At 42.8% G+C, this 18,037-nt stretch carries 19 protein-coding genes; 13 read left to right on the top strand and 6 right to left on the bottom strand.

What is annotated here, in order from left to right:
• Nucleotides 1-97: 97 nt before the first annotated feature.
• Nucleotides 98-1,873, bottom strand: coding sequence for a GspE/PulE family protein (locus DBT_RS03450; protein WP_161939898.1), 1,776 nt, complete (start codon nucleotides 1,871-1,873; stop codon nucleotides 98-100).
• A 120-nt stretch (nucleotides 1,874-1,993) separates the two neighbouring features.
• Here DBT_RS03450 and rpsF point away from each other — a divergent pair, with 120 nt between their 5' ends.
• The 9 genes from rpsF to DBT_RS03405 are packed head-to-tail and all read left to right on the top strand — an operon-like array spanning nucleotide 1,994 to nucleotide 9,477.
• Complete coding sequence (rpsF, locus tag DBT_RS03445) at nucleotides 1,994-2,326, top strand: 30S ribosomal protein S6 (RefSeq protein WP_067616484.1); 333 nt, start codon at nucleotides 1,994-1,996, stop codon at nucleotides 2,324-2,326.
• Nucleotides 2,302-2,601 carry a 30S ribosomal protein S18 gene (gene rpsR / locus DBT_RS03440; protein WP_425248296.1) on the top strand — a complete coding sequence of 100 codons (300 nt, stop codon included), beginning with the start codon at nucleotides 2,302-2,304 and terminating at the stop codon, nucleotides 2,599-2,601. The genes rpsF and rpsR overlap by 25 nt, the downstream gene beginning before the upstream one ends.
• Entirely contained in the window at nucleotides 2,505-3,554 is a 1,050-nt protein-coding gene (locus DBT_RS03435) for a DUF2232 domain-containing protein (protein ID WP_083186592.1), read from the top strand. The genes rpsR and DBT_RS03435 overlap by 97 nt, the downstream gene beginning before the upstream one ends.
• Nucleotides 3,555-3,557: 3 nt before the next feature.
• Nucleotides 3,558-4,004, top strand: coding sequence for a 50S ribosomal protein L9 (rplI, locus tag DBT_RS03430; protein WP_067616478.1), 447 nt, complete (start codon nucleotides 3,558-3,560; stop codon nucleotides 4,002-4,004).
• A complete protein-coding gene (gene dnaB, locus DBT_RS03425) occupies nucleotides 4,004-5,398 on the top strand; it encodes a replicative DNA helicase (protein ID WP_279614759.1) in 1,395 nt (464 codons plus the stop codon). Before rplI ends, dnaB begins: the two co-directional genes overlap by 1 nt.
• Nucleotides 5,388-6,092, top strand: coding sequence for a 16S rRNA (guanine(527)-N(7))-methyltransferase RsmG (rsmG, locus tag DBT_RS03420; protein ID WP_067616475.1), 705 nt, complete (start codon nucleotides 5,388-5,390; stop codon nucleotides 6,090-6,092). Before dnaB ends, rsmG begins: the two co-directional genes overlap by 11 nt.
• A complete protein-coding gene (locus tag DBT_RS03415; protein WP_161939897.1) occupies nucleotides 6,070-6,546 on the top strand; it encodes a CDP-archaeol synthase in 477 nt (158 codons plus the stop codon). The genes rsmG and DBT_RS03415 overlap by 23 nt, the downstream gene beginning before the upstream one ends.
• 23 nt (nucleotides 6,547-6,569) lie before the next feature.
• Complete coding sequence (locus DBT_RS03410) at nucleotides 6,570-7,289, top strand: PHP-associated domain-containing protein (protein WP_067616473.1); 720 nt, start codon at nucleotides 6,570-6,572, stop codon at nucleotides 7,287-7,289.
• Nucleotides 7,282-9,477, top strand: a complete 2,196-nt coding sequence (locus DBT_RS03405; protein ID WP_067616471.1) for an LPS-assembly protein LptD — start codon at nucleotides 7,282-7,284, stop codon at nucleotides 9,475-9,477. Before DBT_RS03410 ends, DBT_RS03405 begins: the two co-directional genes overlap by 8 nt.
• Here the strand turns inward: DBT_RS03405 and DBT_RS03400 are convergent.
• The 3 genes from DBT_RS03400 to DBT_RS03390 all read right to left on the bottom strand — a co-directional run bounded on the left by DBT_RS03400 (nucleotide 9,425) and on the right by DBT_RS03390 (nucleotide 12,114).
• A complete protein-coding gene (locus tag DBT_RS03400) occupies nucleotides 9,425-10,315 on the bottom strand; it encodes a segregation and condensation protein A (RefSeq protein ID WP_067616469.1) in 891 nt (296 codons plus the stop codon). The two genes, DBT_RS03405 and DBT_RS03400, sit on opposite strands and share 53 nt — an antisense overlap.
• A 173-nt stretch (nucleotides 10,316-10,488) precedes the next feature.
• A complete protein-coding gene (gene trpS, locus DBT_RS03395) occupies nucleotides 10,489-11,478 on the bottom strand; it encodes a tryptophan--tRNA ligase (protein WP_067616467.1) in 990 nt (329 codons plus the stop codon).
• A 3-nt stretch (nucleotides 11,479-11,481) separates the two neighbouring features.
• The gene (locus tag DBT_RS03390) at nucleotides 11,482-12,114 is read right to left on the bottom strand and encodes a site-2 protease family protein (protein ID WP_067616465.1); all 633 of its coding nucleotides are present in this window, start codon (nucleotides 12,112-12,114) and stop codon (nucleotides 11,482-11,484) included.
• Nucleotides 12,115-12,453: 339 nt separating this feature from the next.
• Between DBT_RS03390 and DBT_RS03385 the strand changes: the two genes are divergently transcribed.
• Nucleotides 12,454-12,966 (top strand): FKBP-type peptidyl-prolyl cis-trans isomerase, encoded by a 513-nt coding sequence (locus DBT_RS03385; RefSeq protein WP_067616463.1) that lies wholly within the window; start codon nucleotides 12,454-12,456, stop codon nucleotides 12,964-12,966.
• Here the strand turns inward: DBT_RS03385 and DBT_RS03380 are convergent, their stop codons facing one another.
• Entirely contained in the window at nucleotides 12,967-13,629 is a 663-nt protein-coding gene (locus DBT_RS03380; protein WP_067616461.1) for a DUF434 domain-containing protein, read from the bottom strand.
• Between the two features lie 255 nt (nucleotides 13,630-13,884).
• Here DBT_RS03380 and def point away from each other — a divergent pair, with 255 nt between their 5' ends.
• The 3 genes from def to rsmB are packed head-to-tail and all read left to right on the top strand — an operon-like array spanning nucleotide 13,885 to nucleotide 16,732.
• Nucleotides 13,885-14,391, top strand: coding sequence for a peptide deformylase (gene def, locus DBT_RS03375; protein ID WP_067616459.1), 507 nt, complete (start codon nucleotides 13,885-13,887; stop codon nucleotides 14,389-14,391).
• Entirely contained in the window at nucleotides 14,384-15,349 is a 966-nt protein-coding gene (fmt, locus tag DBT_RS03370; RefSeq protein ID WP_083186588.1) for a methionyl-tRNA formyltransferase, read from the top strand. The genes def and fmt overlap by 8 nt, the downstream gene beginning before the upstream one ends.
• A 12-nt stretch (nucleotides 15,350-15,361) precedes the next feature.
• On the top strand, nucleotides 15,362-16,732 hold the full coding sequence (gene rsmB / locus DBT_RS03365; protein WP_067616457.1) for a 16S rRNA (cytosine(967)-C(5))-methyltransferase RsmB: 1,371 nt from the start codon (nucleotides 15,362-15,364) through the stop codon (nucleotides 16,730-16,732).
• Between the two features lie 10 nt (nucleotides 16,733-16,742).
• Here rsmB and DBT_RS03360 read toward each other — a convergent pair whose 3' ends face one another.
• Nucleotides 16,743-17,927, bottom strand: a complete 1,185-nt coding sequence (locus tag DBT_RS03360) for a pyridoxal phosphate-dependent aminotransferase (protein WP_067616455.1) — start codon at nucleotides 17,925-17,927, stop codon at nucleotides 16,743-16,745.
• Between the last annotated feature and the right edge of the window lie 110 nt (nucleotides 17,928-18,037).

The raw sequence follows: 18,037 nt of genomic DNA, 5'->3' as shown, positions 1-18,037 counted from the left end.
ATCCCTCCTGCTTATTTTTTACCTAAATCCTGCAATTGGCGAGTTTGCCTAAGATGCAAGGAGGATTTGCCCCCTTTTGCCGTGCATGATTTAGGTTTTAGAACTTGTAATCTACCTTACCAAGCTTGACGTGTGAAGACAGGGCTTCATCAATAGTAGTTATCCCAGATAATACCTTTTGGGCCGCATCAAAAGAAAGTGGTGTCATTCCACCTCGTTCTGCCTCTTGGCGAATACTGGATTCTCCTGCTCCTTTATGAATAAGTTCTGATATCTTAGGGCTGACATCAAATACCTCATAAATGCCGATTCGTCCCAGGTAACCTGTATGTCTGCACTTAGAGCAGCCCTTGCCTTTCCAAAGGAATATGTTGTCTTCTTTGGGGGTAAGGCCTAGTATTGACAAGCTGCGGCCTTCAACCCGTACTTTTGTCCTACAAAATGGACATATCTTTCTGACGAGCCTTTGTGCTACTACACCTATAAGGGTTGAGGCAATTAGATAGGGCTCGATGCCAAGATCCTGGAGCCTGGTTATGGCGCCAATGGAATCATTGGTATGAAGGGTCGAAAGCACTAAGTGGCCTGTGAGGGCAGCTTGAATGGCATAACGTGCGGTTTCGTTGTCTCGGATTTCACCAATCATGACAATGTCTGGATCTTGTCTCAGGATATTTCTGAGGATCGAGGAAAAAGTAATGCCAATTGCGGGCTGAACCGCAATTTGATTAAAGTCCTCACAGATCATTTCGATTGGGTCTTCAATTGTGACAATGTTTAGCCCAGGGTCGTTCAAATACCTCAACGTCGAATAAAGAGTGGTAGATTTTCCGCTACCGGTAGGGCCTGTGACCAAGATGATCCCGTGTTTTTTGATGAGAAATTTTTTGTATTCCCTAAGGTCCCTTTCACCCATCCCAAGGTCTTCAAGGTCACTGAAGAGAATTTCTGGGGTCTGAATTCTTAGTACGAGCTTTTCTCCAAAGGCTACAGGTACTGTTGAGATCCTTATCTCTGCCTCTGAGTCTTGCCAAGAGATCTTCATCCTGCCATCCTGCGGACGCCTTTTTTCCGCTACATCGAGACGGCTCAATGCCTTAATTCTTGTGGCTATTGCCTCATGGACCACCTTGGGGATCTTGTGAACAGTGTGGAGCACCCCATCAATCCTCAGTCTTATCCTTGCATAGTCCCTTTTGGGTTCCATGTGGATATCACTTGCCCTTTCCTCAAGGGCATATTTTAAAAGATGATCTACAGCGGCATTGATGTGTTTTTCTTTGGAAACATCATGTGTGCCGGCAATTTTTACGAATTGCTCGAGATTGGCAAAATCAATCACTTTTGGGGTGCCTAATAGATCCTCAGCCCTTTTTATAGAGGTCCTAAATTCAAAAAATTCATCTATGACCCTCTTTATGTCTTCCATGGGAGCCACGACAAAAGTGGCCTTTTCTTGGCATGCCTTTGATATGTCAAAGAGAAGGTCCTTTTGAAGGGGATCGTACGCAGCCACTTCGATTACCCCTTGGGACCTGGCTATTGGGACAATGAGCCGTCTTTTGCAAAAGTGGGCGGGAAGGCTCTTGGTTACCACCTCCATATCCAGCTTTATGGGATCAAGCCTTACGAAACGCCACCCTCTATCTTTTGAGATGAGTTCCAGTATGTGAGATTCTTCAAGTACTTCCTTTTCTGATCCTTTTATGGGTATTTTCAACCCTTTTAGCCATTGAACGAGATCCAGGCCCTTGGAAAGAGGGATATGTGTCAAGCTTAGAAGCCTTTTAGCTTCATGCTCTTCTATTAGTCCTGCCTCACAGAGGAGGTTGAATATATAAGCTGGATCCTTATAAGGGTGTAAGATTGGCATTTTCGTAGACCTTACACGCTTGACTTTAAAAAGTGAATAGTATAAAAAGGCTTGTTCCTCCTTGCCCGCGTTAAATGGCGGGCCATGGATGAAAATTTTAAAGCCCATAAGGAGGTTGAAATGGAAAACCGCTATTATGAGACTTTTTACCTCGTTCATCCTGAAAAGAGTGACGAGGAAAGGCAAGACCTGTCGGAAAAACTTCAAAAGATTATCACCGACCACGGTGGTAAGGTTTTCAAGGTAGATCCCTGGCCCCTTAGAAAACTCGCCTACAAGGTGCAAAAACAGACTAAGGGTTATTATGTATTAATGGAATATGAGGCACCAGGGGATACTATTCAGGAGCTCACCAGGAATTTGAGGATTGATGAACGCGTGATGAAGTTTATCACCGTCAAAAAGGAGAAGGGCTGGACCCCTGAAGAATCCCAGAGCGACAGAGAGAATTAGGAGGAGAGAAGATGGCTGACGCAGCACCCCAAAACAAGACCAGAAGGATCTACGTAAGAAGGAAGATTTGCCGCTTTTGTGCAGATAAGGAACTCAAAATAGATTATAAAGATGATGCTACACTTAAGCAGTTCATTACAGAGAGAGGGAAGATCCTCCCCAGGAGGATCACCGGCACATGTGCAAAGCACCAGAGAAGGCTGACAACTGCCATAAAACAGGCAAGAATAATGGCCCTATTGCCCTTTACATCTGGCCACGCTCTTGGAGATTGAATCGAAGATTTGAGGTAAATCCCTTGACAAATAGGCTGACACTCCCCCATGCCAGTTTCTGGGCATGGGGGTTGGGTCTTATATGCATACTGCTGGTAGCAGTGTTTCCTGGTCCAGGGATGTCTGTTGCTTTTATTGGGCCGGGCTTAATCTCCGTTTTGTCGAATCGATTGCCCAAGTGGCAAATAATGGCGCTATTTTGGTCGATGAATCTTTTGGCTTTATCCCTGGGCACTGTCTTTGAGGGTACAGATAGTGCACTTTTGGGGTTTGAAATTGCGCTCATGAGTTATCTTTTGACTATCTCAATACAAAAAGAGCTCGATATACCAAGGGTACTCATACTGAACATAATAGTGGTCTCCCTGTTTTACATGCTTTTTTTGGGGATGCTTGTAAACAGTGTGAACACGTGGGATGAGGTACTTGTGCCTTTTCAACAGGGTATTGAGAAGGGGCTTTTGCCCTATAAGCTCAGTGAACAGGAGATAAAAGAAATAACAGATACTTTAATCAAGTTTGTCCCGTCTGTTATAGCATTTTCCATCCTTATCATAACGTATTCAAATATCATAATAGCTAACTGGTTTACAAAACGTTTTTTGAGGCAATCCCCAGTATTTACCCCGACATTCGAACTGTTCAGGCTCCCAGATTGGTTTATATGGGTGGGAATATTTGCTGGAGCTGGTGCCTTATTCCTAAAAGGAATGATCAATATCGTCTGCCAGAATATTCTATTCGTGGTCTTAGGGCTCTATTGTATTCAGGGAGCTGGGATGGTCAAATTTTATTTGCAGGCCCGTAGGGTCCACAAGGCAATTCAGGTAGGCATCTTTATATTGATATCTTGCTTTTGGTATGGTCTACTTGGACTCACTGTCCTTGGAGTTACGGATGTCTGGACAAATCTTAGAAAGATACCCATTGAGAATAATCAAGGAGGTTCATGAGATATGGAAGTTATTCTAAAAGAGAGTATTGAGTCTTTGGGCAATGCTGGCGACATTGTTAAGGTAAAACCTGGGTATGCCAGGAACTATCTCATACCTAAGGGAAAGGCGATTTTAGCAGACAAAAAAAATGTTAAGGCCTTGGAACGCCAGCGCAATAAGATCCTAGAGATCGCAGCCAAGCAAAAGGAAGAGTTCGAGGCTCTTAGGATTAAGCTTGAGGAGTTGACAATCGAGATTCCAGTAAGAGTTGGTGAAGAAGACAAGCTATATGGGTCTGTGACCAATTTAGATATTGCAAAGGCTATTGAAGAAAAGGGCTATGAGGTGGACAGGAAAAAGATTATTCTTGACGAGCCCATTAAGAGCCTTGGTACCCATGACGTTAAAGTCAAGATTAGCCCAGAAGTTGTGGCAACAATAAAGGTAAACGTAGTACCAGTACAGTAGTGGCAACTTTGGATTTGGGAGTTAAGGGATTTTCAAAAAAAGAAGGCCTCCTCCCCAGCACTCTCAGGGTCCCTCCGCAGAACATTGAGGCTGAACGAAACCTCCTAGGGGGACTCCTTATGGAGGATGGGGCCCTCCTTAAGGTGGTGGACATCCTTGAGCCAGATTATTTTTATAAGGAAGCTCATGGAATAATTTATTCCGCCATATTAGATCTCTTTGAGAGAAATGAACCCCATGATATTGTAACAGTCCACAACCATCTCAAGTCCAAACGACTCCTAGATAAAGTAGGTGGGGCAGCATATTTAGCTGAACTTACGGATACCCTTCCACTGGGACCAAATATTGTCCACTATGCAAAGATAATAAGGGACAAGGCGGTACTTAGGCGTCTAATTGAAAAGACCTCAGAGATACTCAATCATTGTTTTGAGGAGGCAGGGGACGTAGATGAGATCCTTGAGGCTGCGGAGACCAGTATATTTGAGGTAACTCAGACGAAAATCCGCCAAAATTTTGCCCCTCTTTCCTCGGTACTATGTTCTACTGTGGAAAAGGTTGAGCGCCTCTACAATCGTAAAGAACTCATTACTGGCGTACCAACTGGTTTTATCGAACTCGATAAGATGACAGCAGGACTTCAACCATCGGATCTGATAATAATTGCTGGGCGTCCTAGTATGGGAAAGACTGCCTTGGCCCTAAATATTGCCCAACACGCAGCACTACATCATGGTATACCCGTAGCTATATTTTCTCTGGAAATGGCCAGTGAACAGTTGGTACTCCGTATGTTGTCTTCAGAGGCCAAGGTGGATGCCCATAAATTGAGGACTGGGTTCTTGCCTGATAAGGATTGGCCAAGGATAACCGCTGCTGCCGACACCCTTTCAGATGCCCCAATTTTTATTGATGAGACCCCTGCCATCACCGTAACCGATATGAGGGCCAAGGCCAGACGTCTAAAGATGGAACATGGTCTTGGACTGGTGCTGGTGGACTACCTACAGTTAATGCGTTCGAGGGCTGGTGCTGAGAGAAGAGAACAGGAGATTAGCGAAATAAGTAGGTCTCTAAAGGCAATGGCAAAGGAACTTCAAGTTCCAGTAGTTGCCCTCAGCCAGCTCAATAGAAATGTGGAGGCTAGGCCCAATAAAAGGCCGCAGATGTCGGATCTAAGGGAGTCTGGTGCAATTGAGCAGGATGCAGACCTGATTGCCTTTATTTACAGGGACGAGGTCTATAACAAGTCCGAAGACAATCCCAATAAGGGTATAGCTGAAATCATAGTGGCTAAGCAGAGAAATGGGCCAACTGGTACGGTTAAGCTCGCCTTCGTTTCAAAGTACTCCTCCTTTGAAAATCTCTCAACTAGACCAGATGAGTTCTAAATTTATAGAGAGGGTCTTTTTAGGGACAGGGGAGGGCTGTCCTGATAAGCAAACTTTAGAGACTATCGAAGCGTATTTTCAGGAACTCATAGACTGGAACAAGAAGACCGACCTCACTGGCTTAAGAGACCTTGAGGCAATGGCCATAAAACACCTGGGAGATACCCTGACACTCCTTCCATATATTGAGGATCAGGAGCTAAAAATAATAGACATTGGAACTGGAGCGGGTATCCCTGGGATCCTCCTCAAGATTTTAAGACCTAAGACATGTGTGGTACTGGTAGATTCCAGGAGAAAACGTATTTCATTTCTTCGTTACTGTATAGCACGCCTTGGTCTTAAAGACATCGAGGCAATTAACATGAGATTAACTCCAGAATCTGCCTCCACTCTCACAAAAATGGCCAAAAGTTGCAAAAATGCCCCATCTATTGACAAATTTTCATCATATTTCGATATAGCCCTTTCCAGGGCTGCCCTTGACCTTTCCACAATGGCAAAATTAACAAGGCCTATTTTAAAAAAAAGAGGGCGTTTTATACTAATGAAAGGGCCCAAGGGACTTCAAGAAATAGAAAGTGCTAGGCCTTTACTTGTCCAAGATGGATGGAAGATATGGTATCGAGAGACAAAGCTACCTATAATTGGGGACAGGAGAGTGCTTATTTTTGGAATGGTGGCCACTGATTAGAAAGGATCTTCTCGTATTACTCCTTCTTAGCATTGCAAATAGTGCCCCTATCCTTGCTCGTTTAATTTTAAAAGACAGATTTTCTTTACCCTTGGACCTTGGAGTCAAATGGATTGATGGTAGACCAATTTTGGGGTCTCATAAGACAATAAGAGGAGTTATTTCCAGTATAGTTTGTACTGCCCTCTTTTCTCGCTTAATTGGTTTTTCTCTTGTTACTGGAGCCCTACTATCGGTAATTTCTATGTTTTCAGACCTTTTATCTTCTTTTATAAAGAGGAGATGTGGGTTGAAGAGTGGAGCCAAGGCCACAGGCCTCGACCAGATTCCAGAGGCACTTGTCCCTCTAATAGTCTTGAAGGATAGGCTTTCATTGACCTATTACGACATTGTTGCAATAGTAACTCTATTTTTTTATTGGAAGTTTTACTTTCTCCGTTATTGTATGTGCTAAAGATAAGGAGAGCACCCCATTAGATGAATCTAGCGCTCAAGGCAGACATACATATTCATACGCGTGAGGATCCTGAAGACCTTATCTATTATTCGTCCTTTGAGCTTATTGATATGGCGGCCCAAGAGGGGTTTAAGGTCCTGTCTATTACTAATCATAACACCTTAACCTATTCTGAATATCTAAAGGACTATGCTCGTGAACGAGGGATAACCCTTATCCCTGGAATAGAGCTTACAATTAAAGGCAGGCATGTACTCGTTTACAATGTTGATCCCCAAAAGATAAGGCGCGATTCATTAGAGTCTTTGGAAGAGCTAAAGGATACCAATACACTTATTGTGGCCCCACACCCTTTTTTCCCAGGGACCTGCGCATTGAGGGGGTATTTCCTAAAGTATATTCACATATTTGATGCTGTTGAAGTATCACATTTTTATTCAAAGACAGTGGATTTTAACAGACCCGCTGCAAGATTGGCAAAAAAAGCCGGGCTACCCCTAGTAGGAACATCTGATGCACATCAAAGACTGCAATTCGGACACACGTATTCAAATATCTACTGTGAGGAAGATCCTGTCTCAGTAATCGAAGCGATAAAAAAAGGAAAAGTAGATGTGGTGTCAAAACCCCTTTCAATCCCTACCATGGCAAAGATAGGATTGAGGATGTTTTGGAGAAATAACGTAATCTTGAAGCTCAGGAAAAATGCCAATGCTAAGAAGTTACTTGCAAATGAATAATAAACATTTTGTGCCTATGGTGATGGTAATAGTCCTTGCGAGTATTTGTCTAATACCAGACTATCTGGATGCACGTCTTGCTGAAAATGTAGATGCAAAGTCTTCTACATTGTCAACATTGGAAAATAATGGGCCCAAAGACAAAGGAAAATGGGATGTTAGTGCCCAACAACTCATCTTTTACCATTCATCAAAGGTTGTGGTCGGTGTTGGCAATGTTTTTGTAAAAGGCGAAGATATTTCGATTAGCGGTGACCGTATCACTTTTAACTGGGAAACAGGAGACGTTTGGGCCTATGGTGAAGTATTCATTAGGATAGGCGAAGACCGGATTATCGGTGATTCAGGAAAGTTTAATGTAAAAAATGGTACAGGACAAATCGAAGAGGCAAGGCTGTACCTAAAGAGAAACCAATTACATATTGAGGCAAAGACCTTAAAGAAAAAAGGTTTTCAAGAATTTGAGGCAACAGACGCGGTTATCAGTACCTGTTCGCCTCCTAAACAAGCCTGGAGTTTTAGCTGTAAAAGACTTTTGTTAGATGAAAACGGAATGGCGGTTGCGTGGGGGTCAAAATTTAATGTGAGATCAATACCTATTCTGTACAGCCCATGGCTCAAAGTCCCATTAAATAAATACAAAAAAAGCGGCGTATTGATACCAAGCATTTCTACATCAACAAGAAATGGTTTTGGCATAAACATCCCTTACTATATAGTACTGAGTGATAGTGCTGATATTACATTTTATCAAAATCCCCTGGTAGCCAGGGGCTGGATGGAGGGGATTGAGTTTCGATACATGGCAAGCCCTGCTTCAAAGGGTATCCTAAGATACAACTTTCTTATAGACACGAAGAGTGATAACGACTTTAATAATGATGGCTTTTCCAGGGAAAATGAAAAAAGGTGGTGGTTCAGGGCAAAGGTCGATCAAGAATTACCATATGGTTTTCTAGGTATGGCAGACATAGATCTCATCAGCGACCTTGATTATCTACAAGAATTTGGTTATGGCCCCATGGGCTATGATAAGACAGAACAGACCTTTGAAAGGTTTTTTAATAGATTTCTTGAAGATGATACAGCATTGATAAGACCTTCCTATGTTCAAATTCAGAAAGAAACTACTGATGCCTTCATAGGGGCTCAGATGCGCTACAATGACAATCAAATACCTGGGGAGCAAGATAAGACCATCCAGACTCTGCCCAGGATCCACCTTAAAGGCCTTCAAAAAAGGCTTTTGCATTCCCCAGTACCTCTTTACATGGACTATGACGTATCCTACGTAAATTATTGGCGGGAAAGGGGAGTAAAGGAACAAAGGATATACCTATCTCCATCACTTCAAATTCCTTGGAGCCTATTCAATATGATTGATCTTACATCATTCATTAGTGCTCAAGATAGGATCTATAGGGTCGAGGGAGGAAGCTATACCACTAGGAATGAGCTCACTGGAAAATTTGAGCTTGATGCCGCTACAACCCTTGAGCGATTTTACGGAGGGAAAAGAAATTTAAAGCACGTGGTCAGGCCAAGGATTATCTATTCATATCGTCCACATGAGGACCAAGGAGAACTGCCAAATATCGATGAATTGGACAGGCTAGAGGGACAAAATAGGATTACTTTTGAACTCCTCTCGTTTTTGACTACTAAAATCGAAGATGGCAAGGGAGCATTTGCATATCATGACCTTTTGAGGTTCAAGCTCAGACAGAGCTACGAGATGGAGGGAAAGAGCCTTTTGCCACACGTTAAAGAGGAAGGACACCACTTCTCAGACCTTTATGGAGAACTTGAACTTTATCTGGGCAAAACCTTCTTTAGATACGATGCCACTTATAATATGTACGGTAGGGGATTTACTACGTACAACATCTGGGCCCATGGTGAAGTCTGGCGTTTATCATCATATGAATTGGCTTATAGGTATAGTAAACTCACTAATATCAATGAATTTAATGTTGCCTTCGAAGGTCGTCTAATGGACCGTCTTTACGGCAGGTATAGTCTAAGGAAAAGCTTTGAACAAGATAAAGATCTTGAATCCGAATATGGTATAAAATATGAGTCCCAGTGTTGGGCGCTGGATACTGTTTTGCAGATGAATAGAGATGAGACCAGAGTTATGTTTGGGATTGAACTTCTGGGGCTCGGAGGCTGGAGTTATGGACGCTAATTATTAAAAATTCCCCATCGTCTCTTTGGAACAACTTGATAACTCCCCTTTTAGCAAGTTCCAGTACAGCAATAAAGACTACGATGGCATAACCCTTTTCTTCCTTTACTAAAAGATCATAAAAACTAACCTGGGCCACATTCAGAACAAGTTCCTTGATCCTTTTAATTTCTTCTTCAATTCGATAAGTCCTTTTTTCCAGTACTACTGGGGCTCTCCTTTTGAGGTTCTCCATAAGATCTGTATAAGCCTTGAGGAGGTCGAATACAGAGACATTTCTAATGGAAACCTCTTGACTGTTAGAATCAAGTGATTTGGCACTAGATTGTTTTTCTCTTGTGAATACATCTCGTCCAAGCAAGGGCCTAGCCAAGAGAAGTTCAGCCTTCTTCCTTATTTCCATTAATTCTTTTAATGGTTTTGTGATGATCTCTCTTGGGTCGCTGTGTGCTGCTTCAGCCTCGGAATCAGAGGGTGGGGCTGGGAGAAGCATCTTTGATTTTATATAAAGGAGCGTTGCTGCCATCTGGAGATATTCTCCAGCAATGGCTATATCGAGGGTGCGCATGAGTTCCAGATAGTCTAGGTATTGCCTGGTAATCAAGGCTATAGGGATATTTGATATGTCTATCTGATTTTTGTTGATTAGGTGGAGTAGGAGGTCAAGAGGGCCTTCAAAGGCCTCTAATGATATGGTCCAAGCTGGTTCCAAGGGTAAGGACTCAAAAGGTTCGCTCTCTTTCCTATTGGCCTTGGATCTAGGGGCCTGGATTGTGCTTTCAGGCTCTTCGCCTCGCATTTGTGGATCCGTGCGGGCGTCTACAAAAGAGGTCTTCACAATATATGGGACCCTAAATCCTTTAAAATCGGCAATCCAAACGGTTCACCCAAATAGCGACTTGCCTCTGCTAGGCATGGACTATTTAAACTATTAATGGGTAGGGCAAAATATGTTTTTTGTCGCATTCGCCATGCAGAGATTAGGCAGGATATTGCTGTCTTAGGAAGTTGTTACTTCCAGAGGGCACTTCTTACCTCTTCCATAGTAGAGATTGCAAAGGCCCTTGCCTTTTTTGCCCCCTCGCGCAAAATATCCTGTACCTTTCCCTGTTCGTCTTGGAGCGCCTTTCTGCGTTCTCTTATGGGTTCAAGAAATGCATTCACAGCATCTGCGAGTTCACGTTTACACTGAACACAGCCGATGCGTGCACCTTTACAGTCTTCAACAATTTCTCTGACGCGTTCTTCTGGCAGATACAATTTGTGGAGATTAAAGGCGACACAGCGCTTTTCTGGGTCGCCTGGATCTTGTTTCCTGGGTCGCTCTACGTCAGTTACCATTGAGCCAACTTTTTTTCTAACAGAATCTGGTTCCTCAGATATAAATATGGCATTGCCATAGCTTTTACTCATCTTTCTGCCATCAATTCCAGGAAGCTTGGGGACCTCTGCTAGTAGTGGCTCTGGGACAGGGAATGTTTCTTTATAGAGATAGTTGAATCGTCTTGCAATTTCTCGAGTGAGTTCTAGGTGTGGAAGTTGATCCACACCCACTGGCACCTTGTGGGCCTTGTATATTAATATATCTGCTGCCTGGAGTACTGGGTAACCCAAAAATCCGTAAGTGGCCAGATCCTTTTGTTTTAATTCCTGTTGCTGTTCCTTATAGGTGGGGTTTCTTTCCAGCCAGGATACTGGTGTAATCATGGAAAAGAGAAGATGGAGCTCAGCATGTTCTTTTATATCAGATTGTACGAAAATAGTGGCCTTATCAGGGTCAATTCCTACTGAAAGCCAGTCTAAGACCATATCTTCTGTAAAATCAGGGATACCGCCTGGGGATTCGTAGTTCGTGGTAAGGGCATGCCAATCAGCCACAAAAAAGAAACACTGATACTCATCCTGGAGTCTTTTCCAGTTGCTCAAGACTCCATGAAGGTGCCCTAAATGTAGCTTGCCAGATGGACGCATTCCACTCAAAATTCGTTTTTCCCTTGTCATATGTCAGATCCCCATAAAAAGATTATACAGGTAAAAAACCAGCGGGACTATAATTCGTCCTGTCACCCCTGTAAAGACAAGGATAAGTAGAAGTATGAATCCCCAACGCTCAAAGGAGGCGTATTTTATGGCAAGTTCCCTTGGTAATATCCCCATGAGTATCTTGCTACCATCAAGCGGTGGGATTGGGATGAGGTTAAATACAGCAAGTCCAATATTTAATTGGACGCTGAGTACTATCATGAGTGCCAGGGGTGTAAGTATAAAATCAGGAAGCAGGACGCTAAGTGGTCTTAGGCCATGCTTGATTAAGAAGGCACTCAAGGCAGCAACTAAAATGTTTGATGCCGGGCCTGCAAGGGATACCCAGATCATGTCTTTTTGAGGATTGCGCATGTTAATAGGATTTACTGGAACTGGCTTGGCCCACCCTATTGTCTGCGTCAAGAAAAAAACTAGGGTACCAAAAGGATCAAGGTGTTTAAAGGGGTTTAAGGAGAGCCTTCCCATCGCCTTTGCAGTTTGGTCGCCTAGTCTCCAGGCAACCCATCCATGTGCCACTTCGTGGATGGTGACTGCAAAAAGGATGGGGGGAACTAATACGATTAGTCTTAGTATTGCATGTGAAATATCCATTTTATTTCGGGGAGTTATATTCTAGGTTCTATATTTTATGTTGTATGTTCTAGAAAGTACGAATATAACATAAATCCAGATTAGTCGCCAGGGGCTTCTTCAATTTTTATTTCACTTTCACCGTTTCACTTTCACTTTTAACTCAACACTCAAAACTCTTAAAAAGCTCTTCTTCATTTAACTCAACACTCAAAACTCAAAACTTTGATGTGCCCCTGACTTTCACTGCTTTTATTCTTGACACCCCGTACCAATTGTTTACTTTGTGTGTAATCCCAATAGTAAGCCTTCCTATTTTATGGCCTACCTTGGGAAATAAGATTTTTCGGAGTTTTTTTTATGAAGGTTTCAGAAGACAAATTTGTAACAATTGACTACACTCTCAAGCTTTCCAATGGAGAACTGGTTGAGACCTCAGAGGGAGGTCATCCTTTTGGGTTTGTCTTTGGGAGAAATCAGGTTATTCCAGGACTGGAAAAGGGATTAAAAGGTCTGGAGGAGGGAGATACTGCAACTATCACAGTAACTCCTGAAGAAGGATATGGACAGAGGAGGGAAGAACTCCTTCAAGGTATTCCCAGGAGCTATTTCCCACAGGATGCTGATCTAAGACCAGGCGCCGCTTTCCAGACCATGGGCCCACAAGGACCAGTTACCTTTACAATATATGAAGTACAGGAAGACACGGTAGTAGCAGATTTTAATCATCCACTTGCAGGTCAGACCCTTCATTTTGATATCAAAGTGAATGAAGTCAGAGAGGCAACACCAGAAGAGATGCAGGCTGCAATGGGAGGCGGTGGATCCTGCTCAACTGATTCATGCGGTACCTGTGGAGGTGGCTGCTGCTAATTATGGCACTATAAGGGGAACGCGTCTCAGTTTCCTGATTGCAATATGACCTGAAATATCAATTGAGGGGCCACCACGGATCAAAATTGTGGAATCCGAGGTGGCCCTGATTCCATGGGCATATTTAAGCTTTAAATCTACGCGGCTACTCAAGAGGACAGCTCCATCTAATTTCCACTTTTTAAACCATTTTCTCAATGAACAGGCAAAGTCTCCACTTCTTGAATAAGGTTTATCGAGGAGGACAATTGTCTTTTTAGGGGAGTACCTGTTGATCAGAGCACAGATTAAATCCCATGCCTGTTGCGTGAGTTCAGACTGCCTAAATCCTCTAAATGTACATGAAATGTCCCTTATAACTCCATCATTTCCCTTAATTATTGGATTGCCTTTTAGGGCATTTTCAATGGTAATGGTTACATTATATCCATCAATAAAGAGCATCTTGTTCTCAAGGTGTTTTAGTGGAATTTTGGATTTTTTAATGGCTTCAACGTCCTTTTTTGAAAAGACCCCTCTAAACAAGACATTTCGTTCCTCCCTTGTGAGCTGGTGATGGTTACCTACAAACTCGACACAGGATTTTCTTGGATAGCCATGGCTAAGGAGGAATCTAAGTTCGATGGCTGCTGGTTTAAGCCTTTCAAGCCTAAGATGTTTCATAGGTGTGCATTTTATTTTTTAATGATTATGTTATGATTTACAAAAAATCTATAAGGCTAAGGAGAAAAAAGATTTTTGATAGTATATTAACAGGTTACATGTTTTAAAGTTAATAACAATAATTTATTTTTAAGGTATACTCCAAGGGTTAACCTTTTTGTGCATGCGTGGTCCTTAGGGACTGGCAATTTTTAGGACTACAACTTTTTGCAGGATTAATAAAAAAGAAACAGAGAACATGGGATTGGTTTTCAAATGAAGATATTAGTGTATCCTCATGAGATATTAAGGCAGGTGGCAGAGCCAGTAAAAAATATAGATGGTGCCCTACAAGCGTTTATTGATGATATGATCAAGACAATGTACAAGGCGGAAGGAGTAGGGCTAGCAGCAAACCAGGTGGGTAGGCCCATTGAACTGGTAGTGATGGATTGTGCAACAGACGACGAAAGGGGGAAGAACCCCATTGTGCTCATTAATCCCAGGATTATAGAGCAGGAAGGAGAAATGGTTGGCGAAGAAGGGTGTCTGAGTATCCCAGGCTATGGTGCCAAGGTCAGGCGTTCTGAGGTGGTATTGGTCAAGGCCTATGACAGAGACGGAAAGGAGATAGAGATCGAAGCAAGAGGGGGGCTATTGTCAAAGTGTATCCAACACGAAATTGATCACTTAAAAGGAATATGTTTTGTAGATAGACTAAGTCCAGTTAAAAAGGCCCTTTTTAAGAAAAGGTGGGCAAAGATTAGGCCAAAAGATGAATAAAAAAGTCACAGATATAAAAATAGTCTTTATGGGTACCCCGGAGTTTGCTGTACCATCCTTAAAGGCCCTTTACCATGAGGGCTTTGAAATACTTTCTGTAGTTACTCAACCAGACAGGCCTAGAGGGCGTGGCAGATCATGCAGACCCTCCCCAGTAAAGGTTTCGGCCCTGGATTTGGGGCTTTCCATATTGCAGCCAGAGAAGGCAAGTTCTCCCGAATTTATTGAAGAGATTTGTGCTTTGAAACCAGACTTTCTTGTGGTTGTAGCCTATGGACAGATTTTAAAAAAGTCTCTTTTAGAGTGTCCTACTATAATGCCTGTAAATGTACATGGCTCACTCCTCCCCAAATATAGAGGAGCAGCTCCGATCCAATGGTCCATACTTAACGGCGATGAGACCACCGGCATTACTATCATGCAGATGGACGAGGGCATGGATACTGGTCCAATTCTACTCATGGAAGAGGTATCGATTGGGACTGATGAGACCTTTGGCGAACTTTACAACCGTCTTTCTCAACTTGGAGCGAGGTTGTTGGTTCACGCCTTAAAAGAGGTGGCAAATGGAAAGCTCTCTCCCAAACCTCAACCAACAGATGGTGTTAGTTATGCTCCGCCTATAAAAAAAGAGTTACTCAAGATAGATTGGAATGAATCTTCGTCTTTGATAACTAGAAAGATCCGTGCTTTTGATCCACGCCCTGGAGCCTGGACTGTCCTTTTGGGTGAACGCGTAAGACTATTTAGTCCTGAGATCGTTGATTTTTCACTGAGCGATCTCCAAGATGCCATACCAGGTCAGATCATTTCCACATCATCAGGAAAATTGATTGTCAGGACTGGAGATGGGGCAGTCGGAGTTTCAGAAATACACCCTCCTGGGAAAAGGCGCATGGCTGTTTCAGACTTTTTAAGGGGCCGAAAGGTTGAGGTTGGTACCAGGCTTGGAGAGTAAGGGTCTTAGAAATTGTCTAAATTTGGTCCAAGATTCCTTGCCATAAAAACGCTTTTTAGGTGGTTGCGGTGCCATCGCAAAAGGCGTCCTCCATTAGAATCTGTCATTGAAGAGGCCTATTCAGAATATGGAGAATTAAACTCCAAGGACAGAGCCCTTGTAAGAGAAATCGCTACAGGGGTTGTACGTAATCTTACCCTCCTTGAATGGTTAATTTCCCGATATTTAAAGAATAAAGGAAAAATCGATCTAACTTTGAAGACCGCCCTTATGGTAGGGGCCTACCAAATACTTTTTTTAAAAAAAGTCCCTGATCATGCGGCGTTGAACGAGACTGTAGAGGCTACCAAAAGACTTTTAAAAGGTCGGAGTTCACGGGGATCAGGTTTCGTCAATGCGGTACTTAGGAGGATTGTTAAGGAAAAGAAAAATATTACAGAATCCTATATTTTAGAACTCCCACCAGAAATCAGGTATTCTCATCCTGAATGGATCGTAAAAAGATGGAATGAAAGATTTGGATTAAATCAGACTATTTCGATCCTAAAGGCAAACAACAAGCGTCCGCCAGTGACCCTAAGGGTAAACCTGTTGAGGTGTAATAGAGAGGAACTTATACGTCTACTTGAAGACCATGGGATTAAGGCAATTCCTGGGAAGTATTCCCCGCAGGCCGTTATATTAGATGGGCATTTTGGTGATATAAGGGGATTGCCAGGTTTTAAAGAGGGATATTTTCAAGTACAAGATGAAGGAGCCCAGCTAATAGGCTTTCTTGTGGACCCAAAGCCAGGAGAGGTAGTGCTTGACGCCTGTGCCGGAGTAGGAGGCAAGAGCACACATCTTGTAGAGCTATCCAGGGGGAGGGCCACGATCTTTGCCTGTGAAAAGACTGTTTCCAGAAAAGCCGCACTTTCTGAAAATCTTAAAAGACTGGGTATGATTTCGCAGGTTAAAGTAATGGAAGAGGGAGATTGCCTAAGGGCATTTTCCAAAGGGAATAAGGTCTACTTTGATAAAATACTATTAGATGCCCCTTGTTCTGGTCTTGGAGTTATAAGAAGACATCCAGATATCAAATGGAACAGGGTGGTTTCAGATATCACCCAACTTCGCCAGCTTCAAATGACACTACTCCAAGGACTCAAGAGACTAGTTAAGGTGAAGGGTAAACTGATTTATGCTACCTGCACCCTTGAGCCAGAGGAAACAACACTGCTCATTGAGGATTTTTTGAAAAATAATCCATCATGGGAGTTAATGGATCCAAGCCCATTCATTCCAGGTTCTGCGTCTGGCGTCTTAATAAAAAAACATTTTTTTTATTCGACACCTCCCAAGACCGATGGATTTTTTGGAGCAGTGTTGAGGCGTGTCAAATAGACCGAAAGTCTTAAAGATTCTTTGCCTTTTCCACTGCCTTTTTGAATCCTTCCCTTGATCTTTCTATCACGCTTTCATCAACACAAAAAGCGATCCTAATATGCCCTGGGCATCCAAATCCAGAACCAGGTACTGTGAGGATGAGTTCTTCTTGTAATATGGATGCGAATTTTTTATCGTCTTTTATAGGAGTCTTGGGGAAGAAATAAAATGTGCCCTTTGGTAATACAAACTCTAAACCTGCTTCCATGAGTATTTCCTTAAAAAGATCCCTTCGCCTCTGGTATACAGATACATCGACGCTTTGGCCCAGTACCTTTGAGACCACACGTTGCATAAGGGCAGGGGCGTTTACAAAACCAAGTATTCTGTTAGCAAGGGTCATTGCCCCTGAAAGTAGTTCAGCCTCTTCAAACTTTGGATTGATGGCGCAATAACCAATCCGTTCTCCAGGTATGGAGAGGTCTTTTGAAAAAGAAGTGGTGACGATGGTGGCATCGTAGATTCCAAATAGTCCAGGCACCTTTTCATCGTCAAATACAAGCCTTCTATATGGTTCATCAGATATAAGAAAGATGGTTTTCCCAGTCTCTTTTCTCTTTTCCTGTAAAAGCTCTCCTAATCTAAGGAGAGAATTTTCATCATATAAAACCCCTGTTGGGTTGTTGGGAGAATTTATTAAAATAGCCTTTGTCTTATCATTTATAGCCTTTGAAATCCCATCAATATCCAATGAAAAGTCGTCATTTGAGGCAACAGGCACAAGGCTGCCTCCATGGTTATCAACATAAAATCCATATTCTACAAAAAAGGGTGAGGGAACGATGACTTCATCTCCCGGATTCAATATGGCTTTGAAAATGCAATTAAGGCCTCCTGCTGCCCCACAGGTCATGATTATGTGGGCTGGATTGGGTCTTAGACCATGATCCTTTTCCACCTGGTCTGCTACACGTTCTCTTACTTCTTGGAAGCCAGCATTTTGCATGTATCCGTGGACACCAGGGCCAGTTCTTTGTGCTTCTTCAAGTAATGCTTCATCAAATTCCCTTGGCGGGGAAAGATCGGGATTGCCAAGGCTAAAGTCACACACGTTTTCCGCTCCATGGATGCTCTTTAAACGTGCTCCTTCCTCAAACATCTTTCTTATCCATGAAGCCCTCTCCATGAATGAGAGCATTTTTTCTGCTATCATCTTTTTGCCTCCTTGACCCTGAGGTGATTTTAATGGATATTAGCGTAAAATTTTTAAGAAACCAACCTGCAATCTATAATGAGAGAGAGTTTGGAAGTTTTGAGCTTAAT

The organism is Dissulfuribacter thermophilus (assembly GCF_001687335.1).
In the GTDB taxonomy this organism is placed as follows: Bacteria; Desulfobacterota; Dissulfuribacteria; order Dissulfuribacterales; family Dissulfuribacteraceae; genus Dissulfuribacter; species Dissulfuribacter thermophilus.
Note: the sequence above shows the minus strand (reverse complement) of the source record. Positions and strands in the feature narration are given on the sequence as shown.

Excerpts from the sequence above, each read along its gene's own strand:
- DBT_RS03450 (WP_161939898.1), bottom strand. The coding sequence starts at position 1,873 with ATGCCAATCTTACACCCTTATAAGGATCCAGCTTATATATTCAACCTC.
- rpsF (WP_067616484.1), top strand. The coding sequence starts at position 1,994 with ATGGAAAACCGCTATTATGAGACTTTTTACCTCGTTCATCCTGAAAAG.
- DBT_RS03435 (WP_083186592.1), top strand. The coding sequence starts at position 2,505 with ATGTGCAAAGCACCAGAGAAGGCTGACAACTGCCATAAAACAGGCAAG.
- rplI (WP_067616478.1), top strand. The coding sequence starts at position 3,558 with ATGGAAGTTATTCTAAAAGAGAGTATTGAGTCTTTGGGCAATGCTGGC.
- rsmG (WP_067616475.1), top strand. The coding sequence starts at position 5,388 with ATGAGTTCTAAATTTATAGAGAGGGTCTTTTTAGGGACAGGGGAGGGC.
- DBT_RS03410 (WP_067616473.1), top strand. The coding sequence starts at position 6,570 with ATGAATCTAGCGCTCAAGGCAGACATACATATTCATACGCGTGAGGAT.
- DBT_RS03405 (WP_067616471.1), top strand. The coding sequence starts at position 7,282 with ATGAATAATAAACATTTTGTGCCTATGGTGATGGTAATAGTCCTTGCG.
- trpS (WP_067616467.1), bottom strand. The coding sequence starts at position 11,478 with ATGACAAGGGAAAAACGAATTTTGAGTGGAATGCGTCCATCTGGCAAG.
- DBT_RS03390 (WP_067616465.1), bottom strand. The coding sequence starts at position 12,114 with ATGGATATTTCACATGCAATACTAAGACTAATCGTATTAGTTCCCCCC.
- DBT_RS03385 (WP_067616463.1), top strand. The coding sequence starts at position 12,454 with ATGAAGGTTTCAGAAGACAAATTTGTAACAATTGACTACACTCTCAAG.
- DBT_RS03380 (WP_067616461.1), bottom strand. The coding sequence starts at position 13,629 with ATGAAACATCTTAGGCTTGAAAGGCTTAAACCAGCAGCCATCGAACTT.
- def (WP_067616459.1), top strand. The coding sequence starts at position 13,885 with ATGAAGATATTAGTGTATCCTCATGAGATATTAAGGCAGGTGGCAGAG.
- fmt (WP_083186588.1), top strand. The coding sequence starts at position 14,384 with ATGAATAAAAAAGTCACAGATATAAAAATAGTCTTTATGGGTACCCCG.
- DBT_RS03360 (WP_067616455.1), bottom strand. The coding sequence starts at position 17,927 with ATGATAGCAGAAAAAATGCTCTCATTCATGGAGAGGGCTTCATGGATA.